This is a genomic window from Kitasatospora sp. NPDC058492, assembly GCF_042720685.1.
Taxonomy (GTDB): domain Bacteria; phylum Actinomycetota; class Actinomycetes; order Streptomycetales; family Streptomycetaceae; genus Kitasatospora.
In genome coordinates, this window is sequence record NZ_JBHXMU010000030.1 from 64,350 (window position 1) to 83,872 (window position 19,523).

Annotated in this window: 13 protein-coding genes; 5 read left to right on the plus strand and 8 right to left on the minus strand. The window is 74.7% G+C overall.

Translation table 11 applies throughout. The annotated features are described in order from the left end of the window. Positions 1-535 precede the first annotated feature (535 nt). From ACFWPI_RS20875 to ACFWPI_RS20885, 3 genes are all read left to right on the plus strand, one after another. Positions 536-2,671, plus strand: a complete 2,136-nt coding sequence (locus ACFWPI_RS20875; RefSeq protein ID WP_380371334.1) for a protease pro-enzyme activation domain-containing protein — start codon at positions 536-538, stop codon at positions 2,669-2,671. A 286-nt stretch (positions 2,672-2,957) separates the two neighbouring features. Then, complete coding sequence (locus ACFWPI_RS20880) at positions 2,958-3,971, plus strand: XRE family transcriptional regulator (protein ID WP_380371331.1); 1,014 nt, start codon at positions 2,958-2,960, stop codon at positions 3,969-3,971. A 299-nt stretch (positions 3,972-4,270) separates the two neighbouring features. After that, positions 4,271-5,614 carry a peptidoglycan-binding protein gene (locus tag ACFWPI_RS20885; protein WP_380371328.1) on the plus strand — a complete coding sequence of 448 codons (1,344 nt, stop codon included), beginning with the start codon at positions 4,271-4,273 and terminating at the stop codon, positions 5,612-5,614. Between the two features lie 40 nt (positions 5,615-5,654). Here ACFWPI_RS20885 and ACFWPI_RS20890 read toward each other — a convergent pair whose 3' ends face one another. Beyond that, positions 5,655-6,410, minus strand: coding sequence for an RNA methyltransferase (locus ACFWPI_RS20890; protein ID WP_363368375.1), 756 nt, complete (start codon positions 6,408-6,410; stop codon positions 5,655-5,657). A 23-nt stretch (positions 6,411-6,433) separates the two neighbouring features. Then, complete coding sequence (locus tag ACFWPI_RS20895) at positions 6,434-7,156, minus strand: TetR/AcrR family transcriptional regulator (RefSeq protein ID WP_380371326.1); 723 nt, start codon at positions 7,154-7,156, stop codon at positions 6,434-6,436. Positions 7,157-7,255: 99 nt separating this feature from the next. On the opposite strand from ACFWPI_RS20895, the gene ACFWPI_RS20900 reads away from it, so the two are divergent. Continuing rightward, entirely contained in the window at positions 7,256-7,924 is a 669-nt protein-coding gene (locus ACFWPI_RS20900; RefSeq protein WP_380371323.1) for a hypothetical protein, read from the plus strand. A gap of 69 nt (positions 7,925-7,993) precedes the next feature. On the opposite strand, the gene ACFWPI_RS20905 is transcribed toward ACFWPI_RS20900, so the two are convergent. From ACFWPI_RS20905 to ACFWPI_RS20920, 4 genes are all read right to left on the minus strand, one after another. After that, positions 7,994-10,114 (minus strand): FUSC family protein, encoded by a 2,121-nt coding sequence (locus tag ACFWPI_RS20905; protein ID WP_380371321.1) that lies wholly within the window; start codon positions 10,112-10,114, stop codon positions 7,994-7,996. A gap of 10 nt (positions 10,115-10,124) precedes the next feature. Next, entirely contained in the window at positions 10,125-11,432 is a 1,308-nt protein-coding gene (locus ACFWPI_RS20910) for an HTTM domain-containing protein (protein WP_380371318.1), read from the minus strand. Continuing rightward, on the minus strand, positions 11,429-12,088 hold the full coding sequence (locus tag ACFWPI_RS20915) for a DUF5819 family protein (protein ID WP_363368186.1): 660 nt from the start codon (positions 12,086-12,088) through the stop codon (positions 11,429-11,431). The genes ACFWPI_RS20910 and ACFWPI_RS20915 overlap by 4 nt, the downstream gene beginning before the upstream one ends. A 131-nt stretch (positions 12,089-12,219) precedes the next feature. Further along, positions 12,220-13,410 carry a rhodanese-like domain-containing protein gene (locus ACFWPI_RS20920; protein ID WP_063348441.1) on the minus strand — a complete coding sequence of 397 codons (1,191 nt, stop codon included), beginning with the start codon at positions 13,408-13,410 and terminating at the stop codon, positions 12,220-12,222. A 385-nt stretch (positions 13,411-13,795) separates the two neighbouring features. Here ACFWPI_RS20920 and ACFWPI_RS20925 point away from each other — a divergent pair, with 385 nt between their 5' ends. Continuing rightward, positions 13,796-16,564, plus strand: coding sequence for a SpoIIE family protein phosphatase (locus tag ACFWPI_RS20925; protein ID WP_380371314.1), 2,769 nt, complete (start codon positions 13,796-13,798; stop codon positions 16,562-16,564). A 37-nt stretch (positions 16,565-16,601) separates the two neighbouring features. On the opposite strand, the gene ACFWPI_RS20930 is transcribed toward ACFWPI_RS20925, so the two are convergent. Continuing rightward, positions 16,602-17,399, minus strand: a complete 798-nt coding sequence (locus ACFWPI_RS20930; RefSeq protein ID WP_380371312.1) for a hypothetical protein — start codon at positions 17,397-17,399, stop codon at positions 16,602-16,604. A gap of 172 nt (positions 17,400-17,571) precedes the next feature. Continuing rightward, positions 17,572-19,401: a phosphatidylglycerol lysyltransferase domain-containing protein gene (locus ACFWPI_RS20935; protein ID WP_380343307.1), complete on the minus strand. Its 1,830-nt coding sequence runs from the start codon at positions 19,399-19,401 to the stop codon at positions 17,572-17,574. Positions 19,402-19,523: the final 122 nt, after the last annotated feature.

The following is a 19,523-nucleotide window of genomic DNA, read 5'->3' on the forward strand; positions in this document are numbered from 1 at the left end:
CGGGGGGGCCCCCTCCCCCCCCGCCCCGCGCGCCCACCCACCCCCCCCCCCCCCCCCCCCCCCCCCCCCCCCCCCCCGGGGGGGGGGGGGGGCCCCCCCCCCCCCCCCCGCCCCGGCCTGCCGTCAGGGCTTCCAGGCCCTCCGTCAGACCCTCCCGGCCCCCTCCGTCGGTCCCGCCCGGCCCGACGTCAGAGCAGCTTCCGGGCCGTGCCTTTCACATAGTTCCGCGCCGCCCGCGCCCGATTTCCGCGCGTCGTCATTCGGCCCACGCCGGCCGTGCTTCCCGCCCGGCCCCACCCGATTCCACGTCCGTCCCTTCCGCCCCCCCACCGGTAGGGACCGGTTCCGGAATCCGGGCCATTCACTGTATGGAATCCCCGCATTCCGGGTGTCCACAGTTGACTGTTTTTTAGCAACGAATTGCTTGACCATGAGCCACTTTGCGCACTGGTTCTGTCATGTTCTAGCCAGCGTTTTCGACTCCGGAACGCTCTGGCCCCTTGCCGGCCCCCACAGCCGGCCAGAGGAGGATCCGTTGCGCCCCCGCTCCCTTGCCCTCGCCGCGGCGATAGCCGTACTGCCGCTGACCGCCGTCTCGCTCGGTGTCTCCACCGCGCAGGCCGCCCCCGCTCCCCGTGTCGCGCTCCCGAACACCGTCAACCCGGCGGTGGCCCACTCGGAGAAGAAGGGCGACGTCCCGGCCGAGCAGCAGATCTCGGTGGCCGTCAGCCTGAAGCTGCGTGACACCGCCGCCCTGGACCACTTCCTCACCGCGGTCGCCACCCCCGGCACCCCCGAGTTCGGCAAGTACCTGACGCCGGAGCAGTTCACCGCCCGGTTCGGGCCGACCCAGGCCGCCGTCGACCAGGTCAAGACCTACCTGGCCGCCCAGGGCCTGACCGTCACCGAGGTGAGCGCCAACCGCCAGGTGGTCAGCGCCCACGGCACCAACGCGCAGATCTCGCAGGCCTTCGGCACCCACGAGAGCTCCTACGTCGACCCGCAGCTGCAGCGCGCCTTCTTCGCCAACGACGCCGCCGCCTCCGTCCCGGCCGACCTGGCCGACGTGGTCCAGGGCGTGAGCGGCCTGGACAACCACGCGGTCCGCAAGAACCGCCTGGCCAAGCCGAACTCGGTCACCCCGCACACGGCCTCCTCGACCCCGAGCGGCTTCGGCCCGTCGCAGTACGACGGCGCCTACAACCTGAACAAGACCGGCGCCGACGGCACCGGCACGACGGTCGCCCTCTGGGAGTTCGACGGCTACTCGTCCTCCAACCTGACCACCTACGACTCGCAGTACGGCCTGTCCGGCCCGGCCGTCTCCACGGTCTCGGTGGACGGCGCCAACTACGACTCCGCCCCCGGCCAGGGCCAGGGCGAGGTCGAGCTGGACAGCGAGATCGTCCGCGGCGCGGCGCCGAAGGCGACCCAGCTGGTCTACGAGGCGCCCAACAGCGACCAGGGCGAGATCGACATGGCCAACAAGATCGTGGCCGACAACCAGGTCTCGGTCATCTCGATCTCGTGGGGCTCCTGCGAGCCGGACACCACCGCCGCCTCGATGACGGCCGTGGACAACGCCTTCAAGCAGGCCGCCGCCCAGGGCATCTCGATCTTCTCCGCCTCCGGTGACGACGGCTCCCGCGACTGCACCCGCTCCACCAGCGGCTCGTCGGTCAAGGCGGTCGACTTCCCGGCGTCCAGCCCGCACCAGACCGGCGTCGGCGGCACCAACCTCCAGGTGTCCGGCACCTCGTACTCCTCGGAGAGCGCCTGGAGCGGCGCCGGCGGCGGCGTCTCCACCGTGTTCGGCAAGCCGACCTGGCAGACCGGCAGCGGCACCATGCGCACCGTCCCGGACGTCTCCTCCAACGCCGACCCGGCGAGCGGCTTCGCGATCTACACGGCCGGCTCCTGGCAGGTCTACGGCGGCACCAGTGCGGCGGCGCCGCTGTGGGCCGGCTACGCGGCCCAGTTCAACCAGAAGGCCAAGGCGGCCGGCCAGCCGGTGCTGGGCGAGGCGAGCCCGAAGCTGTACGCGGTCGCGAACAGCAGCAACTACTCGGGTGCCTTCCACGACGTGACCAGCGGCTCCAACCAGGACTTCCCGGCCGGGACGGGCTACGACCAGGTCACCGGCTGGGGCACCCCGATCGCCGACGGCCTGACCACCGCCCTGCTCGGCGGCGGCTCCACCACCCCGCCCGGCGGCTGCACCGCGGCCCAGCTGGTCGGCAACGGCGGCTTCGAGACCGGCACCGCCGCCCCGTGGACCACCTCCAGCGGCGTGGTCGACAACAGCTCCTCGCAGGCGGCCCACTCGGGCAGCTGGAAGGCCTGGCTGGACGGCTACGGCAGCGCCCACACCGACACCCTGTCGCAGACCGTCTCGGTGCCGGCCGGCTGCAAGTCCGCCAGCCTCACCTTCTGGCTGCACATCGACACCGCGGAGACCGGCACCACCGCGTACGACAAGCTGACCGTCCAGGCCAACGGCACCACGCTGGCGACGTACTCCAACGTCAACGCCGCCGCCGGCTACGTGAAGCGCACCCTGGACCTCTCCTCCTTCGCCGGCAAGAGCGTGACCATCAAGTTCACCGGCACCGAGGACGGCTCCAACCAGACCAGCTTCGTGATCGACGACGTCGCGCTGAACGTCAACTGACCACCAGCGGGTAGCACCACCTGACCCCCGCCGGGGCGGCGCCGACAGGGCCCGCCCCGGCGGTGTGCGTCCGCCCGGCGCGGCGGGCGGCGCGGGCGTGTGTTTCCGAACTGTTTCAAGATCACTAACCCTTCGGTTCACCTGCCGTGACCCCTGTCATACGCACGACTGATGACGTAGCCTCTCGACCGTGCATAGGGTTCCCCAAAGCTCGGTGAAGCCGTCGGCGGCGAGCCTCGGCGCCGGCCAGGCCCCTCCGAACTCACCTGGCGGGGAGGGTCACCGCATGGCCGCACAGCAGCCTCAGGACTCCGCGCGACTCCGGCTGGTCGGACTGCGCCCGGAGCGCCCCGGCCCGTCCGTACCCGCACCGCCTCCGGCACCCGCGCACGCCGGGCGGGCCACCGCCCCGGGCGGCTTCGCGGACACCCTGCACCTGGCCATCGAGGCCAGCGGCCTCAGCCTGGACAGGATCAGAGCCGCCCTCACCCAACGTGGCGTCAGAGTCAGCGTCACGACGCTGAGTTACTGGCGGCGCGGGCGCAGCCAGCCCGAACGGGCCAGCTCGCTGAGGGCCGTCCACCTGCTGGAGGAACTGCTCGGACTGCCGCACAGCGCGCTCACCTCGCTGCTCGGCCCGCCCCGCCCGCGCGGCCGCTGGGCCGCCGTCGCGAACACCTGCCACCTCGGCCTGGAGGACGTCTGGCCGGGCGAACGGCAGATCGCGGACATCTTCGCCGAGCTGGACGCCCCGCCGCAGGGCGAACTGGAGCGGCTGAGCATCCACGACTCGTACTACGTGGACGCCGAGCGGCGCGGCAACCTGCTGCGGATGCGCCAGGTGGTGCGCGCCACCGTCGGCGGCGTGGGCCGCTGCCTGGTCGTGCACAAGGCCGACGAGGAGGCGACCGGCTGCCCGGAGATCACCTCGGTGCGGCACGGCCGACTGGGCCGGGTCCGGCGCCGCCCGGAGACCGGCCTGACCGTCGGCGAGCTGATGCTGGACCGCCCGCTGGCGCTCGGCGACAGCACGGTCTTCGAGTACGAGGTGGAGATCCCGCCGGGCGGCCCGACGCTGGAGTACAGCCGCCGCTTCGCCACCCCGGTGCGCGAGTACGTGCTCCAGGTGCACTTCGACCCGGCGGCCGTCCCCGCACACTGCGAGCGCTACGACCGCGAGCCGGGCGCGGACGTCGACCACCGCCGCGAGCAGCTCTGGATCGGCGCCTCCGCGAGTGCCCACGTGCTCGCCCCGGACCAGCAGCCCGGGCACATCGGCATCCGCTGGGAGTGGCAGTAGCCGCCCCCCGGCATCCAGTCATCCCTGACGTCCAGCCGCCCCCGCCGTCCTCGAACCGGCCCGTGCACCCCCGCCACGCCTGACCGGCCGCCAGGCCCCGCGCCGGCACTACCGTCTCCTCCTCGCCCCCGCCACGCCCGGGCCGCCGAACGGTTGTCACCCGTCCGGCGCAATCCGCCGTGCCACCTTCCGCCCGCTTTGGGACTTTGGTCCCGATAACACGCGGGGCCGGCCCGGGAAGGCCAGTCCTGTCACGCCGTCAGGCGTCGACCAGGAAGACCGCAGGAAAGAGGCGGAGCATGACCCGTACCGACCACCTGTCCCCGCTGCTGGAGTTCGACGAGGTCGAACCGGACGAGGACTGCATATGCGGGGGCTGCAGCGCCCGCCGCCGCGCCCGGCGGCACGCCGCACCGGTCCACGAGGGCGGGCACGCCGCGGCCCGCAGCATCCGCCGCCGGGCCGCCGTGCTGATGGCCGCCGTCGGCACCGCGGTGGGCGGCGGGACGGCCGCCGCCGGACACGCCACCGCCGCCCCCACCCCCGGCCCCACCCCGGGCGGCAGCAGCACCGCCCAGCCCCCGCAGACCCCGCAGGGCGAGGTCAGCGGCCTCTACGGCCAAGCGCCCGGCGCCCGCGCCTTCGCCGCCCCGCGCGCCGCCGCCCAGCCGCCCACCCGGGCGCAGATCATCCAGCGCGCCCAGGGCTGGGTCGACCAACAGGTGCCGTACGGCATGGGCAGCTACTGGTCGGACGGCTACCGCCAGGACTGCTCCGGCTTCGTCTCGATGGCCTGGGGCCTCGGCAGCAGCCAGACCACCTGGACCCTGCCGAACTTCGCCGAGCGGATCGGCAAGGCCGACCTCCAGCCCGGCGACGTGCTGATCTACAACAACCCGGCCAGCCCGCAGTCCGGGTCGCACGTGACGATCTTCGGCGGCTGGACGGACTCCTCCCTCACCCGCTACCTCGCCTACGAGCAGACCTCCCCCGGCACCAAGAAGCGCGACACCCCGTACGCCTACTGGAACAACTCCGGCGCCTACGTCCCGTACCGCTACACCGGCCTGTCCGGCGGCAGCAACGACGGCGCCCCGGCCACCGCCTTCCCGGGCGCGGACAAGTTCGGCCCCGGCGCGAACAACGCGTACGTCACCGAGCTCGGCCGGCTGCTGGTGCAGCGCGGCGGCGCCCGGTTCTACTCCGAGGGGCCCGACCCGCGCTGGGGCGAGGCCGACCGGCGGGCCACCCAGGCCTTCCAGGAGGCCCAGGGCTGGCGCGGCGCCGAGGCCGACGGCATCCCCGGCAAGGACACCTGGGACTACCTGGTCAACGGCAAGGGCCGCGCCATCGGCGCCGGCACCACCCCGCTGCCACCGCCGCCGGTCGGGCCCGGCACCGGGGCGCCCGCCTTCCCCGGCCGGCAGTACTTCGGGCCGGGTCAGAACAACGACCAGGTACGCCTGCTGGGCGAGCAGCTGGTCCGCAAGGGCTTCGGCGGCTCGTACGGCGTCGGCCCCGGCCCGCGCTGGAGCGAGAGCGACCGGCGGGCCGTCCAGGCCTTCCAGCAGGCCCAGGGCTGGCGCGGCGCCGAGGCCGACGGCTACCCCGGCCCGGACACCTGGCGCCGGCTCTTCGCCTAGCCCGTGAACGGCGTGGTGCCCGCCCGGCGGGCGCCACGCCTCACCCCCGCGGCTTCGACGACATCCAGTGGAAGAGGCCCATCGCCACACTGGTGGCCAGGTTGAAGCTGGACACCCCCGGCTGCATCGGCACCGAGACCAGGTGGTCCGCCCGCGCCTTGAGCTCCGCCGAGACGCCGTGCCGCTCGGTGCCGAAGGCGAGCAGCGCGTCGTCCGGGAACGGCAGCGTCCGGATGTCCGCGCCCTCCGGGTCCAGCACGTACAGCGGCCCGGCGGGCAGCTCCGGCAGGGCCAGCCGCTCCACCGCGGTGGCGAAGTGCAGGCCCGCGCTGCCGCGCAGCACGGTCGGGTGCCAGGGGTCCAGATCGCCGGTGGTCACCACGCCGGTGGCGCCGAAGCCGGCCGCCAGCCGGATCACCGCCCCGACGTTGCCCAGGTTGCGCGGGTTCTCCAGCAGCACCACCGGGGCCGGGCGCGGGCGCCGGGCCAGGGCCGCCAGGTTCGCCCCGACGGACGGCCGCGCGGCCAGGGCGACCACCCCGGTCGGGTGCAGCCGGGGTGCCAGCGTCCGCAGCCGGTCCTCGGGCAACTCCACCGCCAGCGCGTCCAGTGCCGGGGCGACGTCCGGCGCCAGTTCCCCGGCCAGGGCCAGCAGCGCCGCCCGGTCGGCGGTCAGCACCCGCCGGACGTCCCCGCCGAAGCGCAGCGCGTGCTTCAGCGGGTGGAACCCGTCCAGCAGGACGGCCCCCGGCTCCCGCTCCGCCGCCCGCCACGCCCGCAGCACCTCGTCGTCCATGGCGTTCATGGCGTTCATGGCGTTCACTCTGCCACCTCGTCCGAGGCCGTCCGATCCAGGGCCACCTGATCCAGGACCGTCTGATCCGGGGCCACCCCGCCCGGGACGATCCCGCCCGGGTCGGGCTCGCCGGGGCGGCCGGCGGCGGCGATCACCTCGTCGAAGCCGAGCGGCCGGCCGGTCGGGCCGTCCGGATCGGCGGCCAGCCCGGCGAGCGCGAGGTCGAGGTGCCGGTGGACCAGCGAGCCGTCCGCGTCGAGCGCGGCCAGCGCGCCCGGCAGCGGGCGGGACACCCGGACGCAGAGCAGCACCAGGTCGCCCATCCCCACGTCGGCCCGCAGCCGCCCGGCGTCCTGGGCGGCGCGCAGCAGTGCCTCGACGGCGGTGACGGCGTCGCGGCGGACGGCGACCAGGTCCTCGTCCACCACCAGCCGCTCCAGCAGCACCACGATCGCCGCGCCCATCCGCAGGTCGGCGGCGGCGTGCACGAAGCGGCGCAGCGCCCGGTACGGGTCGGTCTCGTCGCGGCGGGCCTGTGCGGCGGCCTCGGCGAGCCGGGCCAGCAGGTCGGTGACCAGGGCGCGGACCAGGGCCTCCCGGTCGGGGAAGCGCCGGTAGAGGGTGGCCGGGCCGACCCCGGCCCGCCGGACCACGGCGTCCAGCGGGGCGTCCGGGCCCCGTTCCAGGAACACCTCGCAGGCGGCGTCCAAGATCCTGCGCCGGCTGCGTTCCGCGTCGGCCCTCATCGGCAACTCCCTAACCGGAGAAATTCTCTCCCCCTATGCTAGCGTCCAGTGAAGCGGAGAAAATCTCTCCGCATCGTTGAGGAGCCGAGGAGTGACGCCGTGACCACCACCGCGCTCACCGTCCACACCGACATCGACGGCACCAGCCACCCGCGCGAGGCCGTCCTCGCCTGGGAGCTCGACCGCGCCCGCACCGCCCTGCGCCTGCTCAAGCAGCGCCTCGGCGACGACCGGACGCGCGAACTGCTCACCCCCGACACCACCGCCGCCGACACCGCCCTGGCCGCCTGGGCCCACGCCTCCGGCGGCCGGTGGAGCACCGCCGTCACCGAGCTCACCGCCACCGGCATCGACGCCGCCCGCTTCCTCACCTGGTGGCAGGGCCGCCTGCACGCCCCCGACCGGGACGCCCTGCTCGCCGCCAACCCCGAGCACTACCTGGCCGACTCCACCGGCGAACGGGTCGAGATCATCGAGACCCTCGGCACCGGCCCGGCCCGCTTCTTCCTGCGCTTCCACGACGACGTCCCGATCGCCGGGCCCGGCCACCAGGCCTTCCCGGTCCGCATCGGCGGCACCGGCACCCTCGCCGACGGCACCGAGGTGCTGCGGGTGATGCACGAGTTCGCCGACACCCCGGACGGCCTGCGGATCCGCCTCACCGTCCAGTTCCCCGAGGCCGCCCCCGCCCTCCTCGGCACCGGCCACCAGTGGCACTTCGCCTGCGAGTTCGCCAACTGGCTGGAGGCCGCCGCCCGCGCCGCCTGACGCCCCGGCGCCGTTCGCCCCCCTCCGTTCGCCCCCGCCGTTCGCCCTTCCAGGAGGGGCGAACGGCGCCTACTGCGGCCCCCGCACGTCCTCCCGCCCCCGCAGCGCCCGCTCCAGGTCCTTCAGCGCCTGCCCCAGCAGCCGCGTCCCCGCCCGCACCACGTCCCGCTGCACCCCCGCCGGCGCCTGCGCCAGCCGTTCCTCCAGCCGCGCCTGCGCCTCCCGCACGGCGCCGAACTCCACCGGCTGCCCGGTGAGCAGCGCCGCCCCCGCGAGCGCGGTGGCCAGCCGCAGCTCCTCCGCGTACTCCGCCGTCCCCGGCACCGGGTCGGCGTCGGCGGCCGGCAGGTGCGCCTCCAGCAGGACGGCGACCCGCCCCAGGTGCCCGACCGCCGCCCGGGCCCGGTCGACCTGGCGCCGGGACACCCCGGGCAGCCCGGAGGCGTGCCGACCCGGTTCGGCGTCGGCGCGCTGCATGGCCTGGAGCAGTTCCGAGCGGGCCTCCCGCGAGTCCAGCAGCGCGGCCCGCACCGCCCGCCCGCGCGGCGCGGCCGGGTCCTCGTAGCAGGCGATCACCGCGGCCGCGTACCGCCCGGCGGCGGCGAGCCACTCGGCCAGCCGCTCCCCGAGCCGGGCGGTCTGCCAGGTCGGGAAGAGCGCGTACGTCACCAGCGCCACCGACCCGCCGAGCAGGGTGAGCCCGACCCGTTCGAAGGCCGTCGTGAGCGGGTTCCCGGCCTGGAGCCCGAGCAGGAACACCACGTACGTCGAGATCCCGACCGTCGTCAGCGCGTACCCGGTCCGGAACGCGAGGTACGACCCGCCGATGCACAGCACGGCCAGCGCGGCCAGCACCCACTCCCCGGGGTGGGTGAGCTGCACCACCAGCGTCGAGACGGCGACCCCGACGACCGTCCCGGCCAGCCGGGCGACACCCCGGCTGTAGGTCTGGGCGAAGTCCGGCCGCATCACCATCGCGGCGGTCATCGGCGCCCAGTAGCCGTGGTGGAAGCCGACCAGCCGGGCCAGCAGGTAGGCGACGGTGACCACCCCGGCGAGCCGGACGGCGTGCTGGAAGATCGCCGAGCGCGGCCGCAGCTGCCGGCGCACCGTCCGCAGCGCGACCGGCAGCATCCGGAGGATCGACGGCTTGTGCAGCGCCCCGCCCGCGCCGATCACGGGCGTGGTGATGGTGTCCGCGTCGCCCCGCTCCAGCGTGTCCGCGGCCTTGCGCAGCAGCCCGCCCAGCCGGCGGGCCGACCGCCGGGCCGCCCCCTGCAGCCGCGGCCCCTCGTCCGGCGGGACCAGGGTGAGCGTGGGCGCCGAGCGGGGCAGCCGGACGGGGTCGCCGGTGCGGACGGCCCGGGCCAGGGCGTCCATGACCTCGGCGGCGGCCGCCAGCACCTCACGGGCCCGGTCGCGTTCGGGCCCCTCCTCCGGGGCGCCCACCTTGGGGTCGGCGAGCGCGGCCAGGGTGGGCCGGATCCGCTCGGCGAGGCCGCGCAGGCCGCGCAGTTCGGCCGGCCGGTGGCGGTCCTGCCAGGGGGTCAGGGCGGCGGCGTGCCGGGCCGTCATGAACGGCGCCGGGTCGACGTGCGCGGTCGGGTCCTGCCTCAACCTGCGCGCGTAGTCCGCGAGTTCCGCGTAGGTGTCGGCGAGGGCGTCCCGCTGGGCACTCCAGCTCCCGATCGGCCACAGGGTGATGACGACGGCTTGGACGACCCCGCCGAGGGCGGCGACCAGACCGTGTCCGAGCGCGGCGGTCGCGCTGACCGGGAGCTGGACGACGATCAGCATCACCGAGACGGTGTTGGTCGCGACCACCCCGGCGGTCGGCCCGATCGCCCAGGCGAGCCCGGCGCCGAAGGCCCACACCGCGAGCAGCACCGGGAACAACCCGGGCACCCCGGCCGCCAGGTAGCCGAGGAAGGTGCTGACCCCGAGCCCGGCCCCGGCCGCGACGGCGAGGCTGGCCCGGGGCCGGAAGCTGCGCTGGAAGGTGGCCGTGCCGGCGATGAAGGCGCCCATCGCGGCCGAGGTGGCGAGCGCGACCCCGCCGAGCGCGAGGGTGGGGAAGAGCACCAACGCCACCGCGACGGCCCCGCGCAGGGCCCGCTTGGGGTCGGTGAGCGCCCGGTCGAGGGTGAGTCCGGTCCGCGCGGTGTCGCGAAGGGCGGCGAACCAGGACATACGGGTCAGCCTAGGGCACGCCCTCGGTGACCGGCGCTCGTGACCGCCGGATCCGCCGCAGCCGCGCCGCCGCCCAGAGCAGCGCGCCGGTCGGCAGGAACACCGCGTCCGCCGCGATCATCGCGAGCGAGAACACCGGCAGCCCGAGCAGCAGCGCGATCCCCAGGTGCTCGGCCAGCAGCACGGCCAGCAGCACGTTCTTGACCCGCCGGTTGAGCAGCGTGAACGGGAACGCGACCTGCACGACCACCGTGCCGTACGAGATCAGGAAGACCGGCAGCAGCGCCGAGCCGACCAGCCCGGACAGCCACGGCCAGGGCGTGAAGTAGTCCAGGTGCAGCGGGTAGTACAGCGCGGTGCCGTCCTGCCAGCGCGAGCCCTGCACCTTGTACCAGCCGGCCGTCGCGTAGATCAGCACCACCTCGACGGCGATCACCAGCATCGCGCAGTTGTGCACCATGTTCGCCAGCGCGTCGAGCACCGCGCGCGGTTCGCCGTCCGGCCGCAGCCGCCCGAGCGTCCACCAGAGCCCGGCCACCGCCCAGAGCCCCCAGAACAACGGCGCCCAGCCGACGTACGGGAAGGTCCGGACCGTCCAGGTGAGGCTCTCGCCGGAGAAGCCGCCGACCTGGCAGGCCGCCAGGACGGCGCCGAGCAGCACCCAGAGCACCACCCCGGCCCGCCCCGGCCGGGCCCGCCGGGCGTCCAGCGACCACACCTCGGCGCAGCGGGTGAAGACCAGGTAGACCGCCATCAGGTGGACGACGTTGTCGCCGCCGTCGCCGAGGAAGACGTTGCGGTTCTGCAGCGACAGCACGGTGACCAGGAACAGCACCGCACTCGCCCTGGTCCGCCAGCCCAGCACCACCGCGACGGCGGCCAGCACCGCCAGGTGGTAGACCAGCTCGGACCAGGGCCGCCCGCCGAACCACGGCAGCACGGTGAACGCCCCGTTGTCGGTCAGCAGCCGCTCGGCCAGGTCCATCGACCAGGGCGACCGGTCCCCGTACAGCACCCGCCGGTTGGGCCACTCGCGCAGCAGGTAGGCGAGCCAGACCAGCCCGAAGCCGATCCGCACCACGGCGGCCTGGTGGCGGCCCAGCGCCCGCCCGGTGAAGGCGGCCATCGCCCGGGCGGCCAGGTCGGCCGGGCCGGGCCCGCGCGGCGCCGGGTCTGGCCGGGGCCCGGGGGCCGAGCCGACGGCGGGCGGTTGCCCGGCCTGGCGCGGGATGCCCTCCGACCACCGCTGCTCGGCCGGCGCCTCAGGCGAGAACTCGGGCGAGAGTTCGGGCGACACCTCCGGCGACACCTCGCTCACCCGAGCTCCCGGTAGTCCTCGTCGTCCACCGGCCACCAGGGCAGCTCCCGCACCTTCGGCGCCGGTGGCGCGGCCTCGCCGCTCCAGGACGGCGGCGGGACGGTCACCGCGGTGGCCCGGAACTCGATCTCCAGGATCCGCTCGCCGTCCACCTCCCGGCCGATCCGTTGCAGCGCGATCCGCTTGAGGTACTGCTCGGCGAGCCTGCCGCGGGTGTTGGTCAGCGCCTCGTCCTGCGGGTTGTGCGAGCCGTCGTAGAAGTCCCAGGCCCGGCGCAGCACGTTCTGGTCGACGTGGCTGGGGGCGGGGTTGTGCCGGATCGCGGCGAGGTCCTGCGCGGTCAGCCCGGTCCAGTCGCGGGTGCGGGTGGTGCCGTCGGCGGCGGCCGTGCGCACCCGGGCGTCCAGGCTGACGTTCTGCTGCAGCGGATTCGGCGCGAACAGCCGCCAGTTCTGCTCGAACTCCGGGTACACCAGGCCGTCGACCTCGTCCCGGTACTGCCGGGACAGCGAGTTGGCCGGCGCGACGTGCAGGAACACCGCCGCGAGGAAGAGCCCGGTGCCGACCACCAGCACCGCCGCGGTCAGGCCGAGCACGAGCTGCGCGGGCGTCGACCAGACCCGTCCGGCGGCCGGGCGGTCCGTCGTCTCCGTCATGGCCTCCCCGGCCCGGTCGGCGCGCCGCCCGGGTCCCGTCCCGGCGCGGTCGCGCGCCCATCCTGCCCTACCGGGCGAACACGACGGTGCCGGACGGGGCCACGGGGCTACGAAGCCGCAGGCCTGCAGACCTACAGGACGAAGGCGTCCTGGTCGGTGCTGCTCACCATCGGACGGCCCGCGCCCTCCCAGGCGTACATGCCGCCGTCCACGTTCACCGCGTCCCGGCCCTGCTGCACCAGGTACTGGACGACCTGCGCGGAGCGGCCGCCGACCCGGCAGAGCACGTACAGCTTCCCGTCCGGCAGTTCGCCGATCCGGGCGATGACCTCGCCGAGCGGGATGTGCAGCGCGCCGTCCACGTGGCCGGCGTCCCACTCGTCCTGCTCGCGCACGTCCAGCAGGGCTGCGTCGGCGGGCACGGCGGCGGCGGTGGTGGAGGGGATCTGCGCGAACATCGTGTGGCTCTCCTGGGGCTGGGTCGGGTCGGTGCCATTGTCGCCCACCGGCTGCCGGTGGCCGTCGCCCGCCGCGGCCGGGGCGCCGAGCAGCCGCTCCAGCTCGGCCTGCTGGGCGGCGGCCTTGGCGAGCAGTTCCTCGGCGAGCTGCTCCAGCAGCCGGTCCGGGTCCTGCGGGGCCAGCGCGAGCAGCTGACCCATCGGGGTCTGTTCCAGCCGGACCTGCTCGGTGGCGGTCTCGGTGATCTTGCCGGTCAGCCACTCCAGCCGGCGGCGCAGCCACTCCAGCCGGTCGGGGGAGTCGGCGCCGGGCGCGGCCTCGGGCGCGGTGGACCACTCGGCGGACAGGCCCTCCAGCGCGGCGGCGTCGCCGACCGCGTAGGCCTCGTTCACCCGGGCCAGGAACGCGGCCCGGCGCTGCTGCTCGGCCGGGTCGGTGCTGAGGTCGGGGTGGGCCCGGCGGACCAGCTCGCGGTAGATCCGCTGGGCGTCCCGCCCGGGGCGCACCCGGGCCGGCGCGGCGGGCGGCGGCGGGGCCGCCTCCTGCTCCCGGACGGAGTCGAACAGCGCGTCGAGGTCGGGCAGTTCGTCGACCTGCCGGCGGGCCTCGGCGGCCCGGCGGAGGTCCTCGGGGTGCCCGGTCCTGGCCGCGACCGCCTCGGCGACCAGCGCCTCCAGCTCGTCCAGCCGGGCGTAGAGCGGGCCCAGCAGCTGATGGTGGATCAGCGCGAAGTTGTCGATCTCGACCCGCAGCGTCTGCACGTCGACGTCCATGCTGAGCCAGGCGAGTTCGGCGGCGGCGACCCGCTCCTCCAACTCCTGCTGCTGCGGGTCCGTCCAGCGGACGGGGCTCTGCGCGGTCACTTCTCGCCTCTGTCTCGTCCGGCCGGCTGCGTCCTGCGGAGCCGCCTAGCGGGGTGGCCCGGCCTGCCACCCTACCCTCGCGCGCGAAAGCCCCGTCCGGGTGAACGGGGAGTGCGAACCGGCGCGCGCCGCACGGCACGCAACCGATCCTGAGGAATCTCCCCGTTTCGCTATCACGCCCGGGCCGGTCCGTGCTTCGCTAGGGCGTGTCTGATGATTCGCGTCGGATCAGCACGCGGCGTCGGGCACCCGGCGGACTCGTTCAGACACGCCCTCAAGCCCGGCACGATCCACAGGACACGCCCCGGGTTTCCGCACAGCGTGCCTTCCTCCGGAGAGACGGCCGCCTCCAGGCGTGGCGGCCAGGCGGGAGCAGACCGAATCCATGGTGGCCGAGTCCAACTCCACACCGCGTCCGGCGGACGCCGAGGCCGTACCGGGTGACCACCCGACCGGCGTGGCCGCCCTGGTCCGGCTCGCCCTCGTCCTGGTCGACCGGGCCGGACGGATCGCCCAGTGGAGCCGGGCCGCCGAGGAACTGTTCGGGCACCGCGCCGAGGTCGCCCACGACCGGCCGGCCAGCGGACTGCTGCCCGCCGTGGAGCCGCTCGCCGCCCCCGGCCAGGCCGCCGGGTCCGCCGTGCGCCGCCGCTGCGACGCCCTGGACACCCTGGCCGCGCTGACCGCCGACGGGCGCCCCTGGGCCGGCCAGCTGGCCGTCATCGACCGCGAGGAGCACCTGCGCGACGTGCTCTGGTGGGCCTGGCCGCTGCCCGACCCGTTCGGCGGCCTGCTCGCCCTCGCCGCCGACGCCCGACCGCTGCGCACCGCCGGCCCCCGGCTCGCACTCGGCGAGCGGCTGCTGCCGTTCGCCGCCACCCCGCCCGCCCGGGGCGGCTTCCACCGGCTGGGCGCGGCCCTGACCCCGCCCGGCCGGCTGCGCGCCGGTCTGCTGTCGGCCGACCGGCTGGCCGGGCTGCTGCCGGCCGGTTCGGCCGCGCGCCGGGCGCTGCTGCTCGACGTGCTGGACCAGGCCGGTCTGCCCGCCCTGCGGCTGGACCCGGCCACCGTGCTGCCGGTCCTGCCCGCCGACCCGCAGACCGCCGCCGCGCACGCCGCCGCCGGACTCGGCCGCCGCTACCCGACCGCCCAGCAGCGCGCCGCCCGGGTCGGCCCGCCGCCGCAGCCCGAGCAGTCCGCGCCCCCGGCCCGGACGGTCCGGGGGCGGACGCCCGGCCCGCTGCCGGCCCAGCGCGAGACCGCCGAGCGGTCCGCGGCCGCCCAGCCGTCCGGCGCCGTCGGCGCCCCGGCGGGCGTCCCACCGACCACCCCGGCCCCGACCACCCCGTCCCCGACCGGAGGAGGAGCCGCCATCGAGCCGGCCGCCGCCGAACCGCCCGCCAACGGCCGTCCGCCCCGCCGTAGCGACCAGACCCCCGCCGGCGCCGAGGGCGCCCCGTCCGGGCGGCTGAGCCCGTTCCTCACCAACGGGCAGGCCGGCGAGCAGCTGGCACTGCTGAACGAGGTCGGCGGCAAGGTCGGCACCACCCTGGACCTCGGCTTCACCGCGCACGAGCTCTGCCAGGTGCTGGTCCCCCGGGTCGCCGACTTCGCCTGCGTGGACCTGGTGGACGGGCTGATCTCCGACTCCGAACTGCCGGCCGCCCGCCCGGACGACGACACCATGCTCCGCCGGGTCGCCCTGGTCTACAACGAGACCGGCGGCGCCTGGGACCACGTGCTGTCCGAGGGCTCGCTGGTCAGCATGCCTCGCCGCACCCCGCCGGGGATGGCCCTGCAGCTGAACCAGCCGGTCCTGGTCCCGGTGATCAGCGCGGACGTCGCGGTCGACTACGCGATCGCGCTCGGCGGGGCCCGGCTGGCCCAGGTGGTCTCCGGCCGCTCGATGCTGGTGGTGCCGCTGTCCGCCCGGGGCACCGTGCTCGGCATCCTCAAGCTGCTCCGGCTGCCGGACCGCGCCCCCTTCGACGAGAGCGACGCCGCCACCCTCAAGGAGCTGGCCGTCCGCGCCGCGCTCTCCCTGGACAACGCCCGGCTGCACCGCGCCGAGGCCAGGGTGGCCACCACCCTCCAGCGCTCGATGATCCCGACCCGCCCGCCGCAGATCCCCGGCGTCCAGATCGCCCACCGCTACCTGCCGGGCGACCCGAAGGCCGAGGTCGGCGGCGACTGGTTCGACGCTATCCAGCTGCCCGGCAGCCGGGTCGCCCTGGTGGTCGGCGACGTGATGGGCCACGGCCTGCACTCGGCGGCCGCGATGGGCCGCTTCCGGACGGCCATGCAGACCCTCGCCGCGCTCGACCTGCCGCCCGGCCAGCTGCTGCGGCACCTGGACAACCTGGCCCACAAGCTCGGCGACGACCACCTCGCCACCTGCCTGTACGCGGTCTACGACCCGATCAACCGGACCTGCGAGCTGGCCAGCGCCGGCCACGTCCCGCCGGTGCTGGTGCACCCGGACGGCTCCGGCGAGCTGCTGGAGATCCCGGCCGGCGCGCCGATCGGGGTCGGCGGGGTGCCGTTCGTCGCCAAGACCATCGACGTCTCGGACGGCTCGATGCTGGTGCTGTGCACCGACGGCCTGGTCGAGGTCCGGGGCGGCGACATAGGAGCGGGCCTGGCCGCGCTGTGCGGCAATCTGATCGACCCGCGGCAGAGCCCCGAGCAGGCCTGCGACGTGGTGCTCAAGCGGCTGCACTCGGACGACCGGAAGGACGACGTCGCCCTGCTGGTGGCCCGCTTCGACGGGGTCGCCCCGTCCGAGGTGGCCACCTGGGACCTCAGGGTGGACCACCGCGAGGTGCGCCGGGCCCGCTCGCTGGTCCGCGAGCAGCTGGCCGGCTGGCACCTGGAGGCGCTCAGCGACATCACCGAGCTGCTGGTCAGCGAGCTGGTCACGAACGCCGTCCGGGTGGCCCGGGACCGCGTCCGGCTCCAGCTGATCCGGGTGGACAAGCTGCTGGTCGAGGTCAGCGACGACAACCACAACCTGCCGTCGCTGGAGCCGGCCGAGCAGTTGGGCGAGACCGGCCGCGGCCTCACCCTGGTGACCAAGCTCGCCGAGCGCTGGGGCACCGCCCGCAAGGCGGTCGGCAAGGTGGTCTGGTTCGAACTCCCCCTGCCGCACGCCTGACGGCCGGCTGCCCGACGGCCGTCAGACGGCGGGTGGGTCAGGGGACGAGCGCGCCCGCCGGGCGCCGCCGGGCCTCCACCGCGACCTCCCGCGACGCGGTCGCGGCCACCGAGGTGGCGGCCCCGACCCCGGCCAGCACCCGCGGCCAGAAGTCCCCGAACACCTCGACCGAGACGGCGAGCAGCAGCGCGGTGATCACCGCGACCACGTGCTCCAGACCGGCCAGGTTCGGCAGCACGACCGCCTCGCCGACCATCATGACCACCACCAGGCCGGCGGTGAACCAGGCCCGGCAGCGGAACGCGATGCAGATCGCCAGCGCCACCACCGCGGCCGACGGCCCGGTGTCCCGCACGTAGGCGACCCACTTCGGGAAGCCGAACAGGTGATCCGGGCCGAGCGCCACGCCGATCCGGGCGAACAGCGTGCCCGCCAGGGTGCAGGTGTAGGCCACCACCAGGGTCATCCGCCGGCCGAGCACGATCTCGGCGACGCCGAAGACCACGAACACCTGGGCCAGTGCGCCCCAGACCGGCAGGTCCAGCGCCGGCACGTACAGCGAGAGCGGGGTCCGCAGCAGCGAGACGTCCAGCGGCAGCGCCGCCTTCACCACCCCGATGCGGTTGACGAAGTGCTCACCGCCCGGCAGGTGCTGGGTGATGCTGAACAGGAGGATCAGAAACGTCGCCGCCGTGGCCATCGGAACGGCGGCGAACTTCTTGCGCACCACCGCGTCCCGCACCGTCGCGTACAACGTCCCCCACTCGGCGGCAGCGGCCGATCTGGCCAGCGCCAGCGACCCCTCCCGCACGCCCCCCGCGTGGGTCCTGTCCATCACAACCGTTACTCCCGAATCCCCGAACTTTCTGAGCTACTCCAACATTAGAAGCCTCTTAACAAATCCACATCGGCATAGATGCGGATCAGGGTCATCCTCTGGGGGGAGGGATATCCCTGACGTCACCCCCTATCCGACCGCCCGGTCCCCTCCGCCCCCCGGCGGAGGGCTACCCCTTCCCGTCCCGCGCCGCGACCGGCAGCCGGGGCGCCACCACGGCGGCCCCGGAGTGCCGGCGGCGGAACAGGGCGGGCAGGCTCGGCGCGACGATGAAGCCCTCGGCCCGCGCGCTGGCGATGCCGATCCGCGGGATCTCGCTGCTCTTCTCGAACAGCAGGTAGCGGGGCTCCCAGATCGGCCGGTACTTGGCGTTCGCGCGGTACAGCGACTCGATCTGCCACCAGCGCGAGAAGAAGCCCAGGACGGAACGCCACAACCGCAGCACCGGGCCGGCGCCGAGCCGCGAACCGCGCTCGAAGACCGAACGGAACATCGCGAAGTTCAGCGACACCCGCTTCAGCCCGACCTCCTCGGCACGCTGCAGCAGCTCGATGACCATGAACTCCATCAGGCCGTTCTCGGTGTCACGGGCCCGGCGCATCAGGTCCAGCGAGAGCCCGTCCGGGCCCCACGGGACGAAGCTCAGCAGCGCCTTGAGCTCGCCGTCGCCGTCGTGGCACTCCAGCATCACGCAGCGGCCGTCGCCCGGGTCGCCGAGCCGGCCGAGCGCCATCGAGAAGCCGCGCTCGGTCGCCCCGTCGCGCCACTGGTCGGCCTTGGCCACCAGTTCGGCCATCTCGCACTCGGGGATGTCCTCGTGCCGGCGGATCCGCGTCGTGTACCCGGCCCGCTTGACCCGGTTGTACGCCTGGCGGACCACCCGCATCGCCCGGCCGTCCAGCGAGAACTCGTCCAGCTCGACGATCGCCTCGTCGCCCAGCTCCAGCGCGTCCAGCCCGTGCCGGGCGTAGATCACCCCGGCCTCCTCGGAGGCGCCCATCACGGCCGGCGCCCAGGCGTGCTCGCGGGCCTCGGCCAGCCAGGTGTCGATCGCGCCCGGCCAGGCCTCCGGGTCGCCGATCGGGTCGCCCGAGGCCAGCGAGACCCCGCCGATCACCCGGTAGGTCACCGCCGCCTTGCCGCTGGGGGAGAAGATCACCGCCTTGTCCCGGCGCAGCGCGAAGTAGCCGAGCGAGTCCCGCTCGCCCTGCTTGTCCAGCAGCGAGCGCAGCTTCGCCTCGTCCTCGGGGTTCAGCAGCTCCTTGCCGCGCGGGCTGCGGAAGGCCACGTAGAGCACCAGCAGGAAGAGCACCGCGCCCATCGCGTTGATCGCCGCGTTGACCCAGGTCGGCGAGGAGATCACCGAGCGCAGGTGCTCCGAGGGGTTGATCGTGATCATCCGGCCGACGGAGTAGCGGAAGAGGTCCCAGAAGCCCGCGCCGCCGAGCCCGTTGGTCGCCCAGACCAGCAGCGCGCCGACGACCCCGCCGAACAGCAGCCCGCCGACGAAGGTGGCCGCCGCCGTCTTCGGGTTGGAGCGGTCGCCCTTGGACGTGAAGTCCTTCCGCCCGATGACCAGCGCCAGGACGAACAGGCAGGTCAGCACGGTGGAGATGTAGTTGAGCGGGTGGGCCTTGAACCGCTCGCCGGGCATCACCATGGCCAGCAGGTACAGCACCGCGAACATGCTGGCCAGGGCCGCGTTGAAGATCCAGGCGGCCCGCTTGCGCCGCCGCATCGCGATGGCCAGGAAGACCGCCAGCACCGCGCTGGCCAGACCCGAGGTCATCAGGTACGGGGTGAAGTACTCACCCTCGTTGTGCTCGTTGACCTGGTTCCCCCACGGCACCAGCAGCACCGTCGCCACGTTCAGCAGCGCCAGCAGCCGGAGGTACCACACGGAGACGGCGGCGGCCCGCGGGCGCCAGCGGTCGAGCACGCCGACGGGCCGGGGCCCGGTGGACGTGGCGGAAGGCTCCGACTTCACAGTGGACGACACAGCTCAATTCCAAACGATCAGATGGTGGGGCGCATCCGCACACGGCCCGGCGACGGGTGCCCGCAGGGGCCCGACGGACTGACCGGCGGCCCTCACCTCGACCGGGCGCCCACTGAATGGAG

Excerpts from the sequence above, each read along its gene's own strand:
- ACFWPI_RS20880 (WP_380371331.1), top strand. The coding sequence starts at position 2,958 with ATGGCCGCACAGCAGCCTCAGGACTCCGCGCGACTCCGGCTGGTCGGA.
- ACFWPI_RS20885 (WP_380371328.1), top strand. The coding sequence starts at position 4,271 with ATGACCCGTACCGACCACCTGTCCCCGCTGCTGGAGTTCGACGAGGTC.
- ACFWPI_RS20895 (WP_380371326.1), bottom strand. The coding sequence starts at position 7,156 with ATGAGGGCCGACGCGGAACGCAGCCGGCGCAGGATCTTGGACGCCGCC.
- ACFWPI_RS20890 (WP_363368375.1), bottom strand. The coding sequence starts at position 6,410 with ATGGACGACGAGGTGCTGCGGGCGTGGCGGGCGGCGGAGCGGGAGCCG.
- ACFWPI_RS20930 (WP_380371312.1), bottom strand. The coding sequence starts at position 17,399 with ATGGACAGGACCCACGCGGGGGGCGTGCGGGAGGGGTCGCTGGCGCTG.
- ACFWPI_RS20925 (WP_380371314.1), top strand. The coding sequence starts at position 13,796 with ATGGTGGCCGAGTCCAACTCCACACCGCGTCCGGCGGACGCCGAGGCC.
- ACFWPI_RS20905 (WP_380371321.1), bottom strand. The coding sequence starts at position 10,114 with ATGTCCTGGTTCGCCGCCCTTCGCGACACCGCGCGGACCGGACTCACC.
- ACFWPI_RS20915 (WP_363368186.1), bottom strand. The coding sequence starts at position 12,088 with ATGACGGAGACGACGGACCGCCCGGCCGCCGGACGGGTCTGGTCGACG.